Below are 1135 nucleotides of genomic sequence, written 5' to 3'. Positions count from 1 at the left end.
GAAGACATCAACGATGTGATCAAGCCGATCATGCAGCAGCACGGCTTCGCGATCACATTCAAGGTCGAGAACATCGCCCAGGGTCTGAGCGTCACCGGCATCCTCATGCACCGCGCCGGCCACCGCGAAAGCACCACGATGCTCTTGCCACTCGACACCAGCGGCAGCAAGAACGCCGTCCAAGCGGTTGGATCGTCCACCAGCTATGGCAAGCGGTACGTAATGAGCGCCCTGCTCAACCTGACAACCCGTGGCGAGGACGACGACGGCCACGCTGCTGTGCCGACTGCAAACGTCACCTCAGTGCAGGCTTCGGGCATTACCGCGCTACTCAGCCGGTGCACTGAAAAGACACAAGAGTGGTTCGTCGGCGAGTACGGGTCGGTCGAGTGCGTGCCGAAGGGGCGCCACGACATCCTGGTAGCTCAGCTCAACAAGGCAATCAAAGCGGCGGAAGCTGCAGCGGTGGCGGAATGAAAATAATCACTGAAATCGAACAGGGCACGCCCGAGTGGCTTGCCCTGAGGCTGGGAATCATCACCTGCTCTGAGCTTGAATGCCTGCTGGTCAATGGCAAGGGTGAATCAGGGTTCGGCGCCGGGGCGTTCACCTACATGAACACCCTGATCGGTGAGCGAATCACTGAAGAGGCTGCCGACCCCTTCACGGGGAACAAGCACACCGAACGTGGCCATGAGCTGGAAGGCGTTGCTCGCGGCCTTTATGAGTCGCAGGTGGATGTCAGCACCAGCCAGGTCGGCATCATCCTGAATCACGGGATCGGCTATTCGCCTGACTCGCTTGTCGGCGCCAACGGCCTGACGGAAATCAAAACCAAGCTGCCAAAGTTCCAGGTTGAAGTGATCCTGTCCGGCGAAATCCCGAAAGACCACATCGCACAGTGCCAAGGAGGACTGTGGGTGTCGGAGCGCGAGTGGATCGACTTCGTCTGCTACTGGCCCGGCATGCCACTGTTCATCAAGCGCGCATACCGCGACGAAGTGATGATCCGCAAGCTCAGCGAACGAGTGAAAACGTTCTACGAGATCCTCGATGAACGCATGAACAAAGTATTGGGGATCGCAGCATGATCAGTACCGAACTCAGCATGATTGAAATGCTCAACCCGCTCCGC

At 58.5% G+C, this 1135-nt stretch carries 2 protein-coding genes; both read left to right on the top strand.

Going from position 1 to position 1135, the window contains the following annotated elements:
- The coding region (locus HYI44_RS29145) for an ERF family protein (RefSeq protein ID WP_225571209.1) at window positions 1-477 on the top strand (477 nt) is incomplete at its 5' end.
- Window positions 474-1091 (top strand): lambda exonuclease family protein, encoded by a 618-nt coding sequence (locus tag HYI44_RS29140; protein ID WP_225571211.1) that lies wholly within the window; start codon window positions 474-476, stop codon window positions 1089-1091. The genes HYI44_RS29145 and HYI44_RS29140, both read left to right, overlap by 4 nt.
- Window positions 1092-1135 lie beyond the last annotated feature (44 nt).

Origin of the sequence: Pseudomonas sp. Y24-6 (assembly GCF_020295325.1) — a bacterium.
GTDB lineage: Bacteria > Pseudomonadota > Gammaproteobacteria > Pseudomonadales > Pseudomonadaceae > Aquipseudomonas > Aquipseudomonas gregormendelii.
This window is presented reverse-complemented; position numbering and strand designations above follow the sequence as displayed.

Excerpts from the sequence above, each read along its gene's own strand:
- HYI44_RS29140 (WP_225571211.1), top strand. The coding sequence starts at position 474 with ATGAAAATAATCACTGAAATCGAACAGGGCACGCCCGAGTGGCTTGCC.